Annotated in this window: 1 protein-coding gene; it reads right to left on the bottom strand. The window is 64.2% G+C overall.

What is annotated here, in order from left to right:
• A partial coding sequence (locus tag JQ609_RS34865; RefSeq protein ID WP_249128779.1) for an AMP-binding protein occupies window positions 1-1,370 on the bottom strand: 1,370 nt, incomplete at both ends.

Below are 1,370 nucleotides of genomic sequence, written 5' to 3'. Positions count from 1 at the left end.
CGCGTTGCAGGAACTGGCGAAGCTCCGCAGGTGTCGCCTGCGCACCAGGATGGGGAACGATGGCGGCTGCGACGTCCTCGCCAAGGCGTGGATGGGGGATTGCGAAACCAGCGGCCTCGGCTATGGCGGGATGGCGTAGTAGGGCGGATTCGACCTCAGCAGGGGCGATCTTCTCACCGCCGCGGTTGATCAGTTCGCTCAGGCGCCCGTGCAGCGAAAGGAAGCCGTCCTTGTCGAGGCTGCCGATATCGCCCGTGCGCAACCAACCCTCTTTGAAAGCAGCTTGATTGAGTTCCGGCGCATCGAGATAGCTAGAGATTACGGTGGGGCCACGAACCCAGACCTCGCCCCGCTCGCCAGCTGGTAAGGCATGTCCATCCTCACCAACAATGGCCACGGTATCAGGCCACGGTTGCCCGCAAGTCCCTGGCCTGTTCGGACCAGGCGGCGGCAGGTTGGTGGCGATCTGCGCGGCTTCGCTGGAGCCATAATGTTCCAGCACCGGCACGCCCAAAATGCGCTGCAGGTCGTTCTGCACCTCCTTCGGGAGTGGCGCGCCGCCCGATACAACGAACCGCAGAGTGTGCGCCGCCTGTGCATCCTCAAGGCTTTTTGCCTTGTCGAGCACGGCAGTGTGGAGCGTGGGACCCGCCGAGTACCAGGTCGGCCGCAGGACATCGAGCCATTCATCGAGCGCCACGACGGCAAAGTTCGCCGGCACGGCAATGCTGCCGCCGGTCAGCAGTGGTGTGAAGACCGTTACTTTGAGCCCATGGGAGTAGTGAGGGGACGACACGCTCAGGCAGCGGTCCTCAGGCGTGAGGCCGAACCAGGCCTGAAGCCGTGCGGCCGCCGCCAGCATATTGCCATGGCTGAACGGAATGAGCTTTGGCTGCGCGGTCGTGCCCGACGTCTGCAGGATGAAGGCAGGCGAGCCCGGATCGGGCTCAGCGTCGATCGCAGGGGAGCTAGAGACCTGCACGGCGATATTTAGTCCAAGCTGACCGTGTCCGATCGGAGCGGCTTCGATCACGGCAATCCTTCTTCGCTCAGCCGCCTGACGCGCTTCAGAGGCATTGCCTTGCGACACGAGTAGAGCGTTCAGGCGCAGCATGTCGAGACGTTGATCGAATTCCGCCTCGGACAGTCGCGGATCGAGAGGAACCGCGATGCTGCAGCAGGCCACGGCCACGATGGCGAGAGCCGCCTCCGCGCCGTTCGGCATGAGTACCCCGATCCGGGCCTTGCAATCGAACCCGGCCAAACGAAGCTGCCGGCGGACGACGTCCAGCTGGCGCTGAAGGTCGCGGTACGTCAGCGGCGCAAAATTGGTGGAGACAATCGCAGGCTGGTCCGGGAACCGGCTGGCA

The organism is Bradyrhizobium sp. AUGA SZCCT0169, from assembly GCF_018130085.1.
In the GTDB taxonomy this organism is placed as follows: domain Bacteria; phylum Pseudomonadota; class Alphaproteobacteria; order Rhizobiales; family Xanthobacteraceae; genus Bradyrhizobium.
This window is presented reverse-complemented; position numbering and strand designations above follow the sequence as displayed.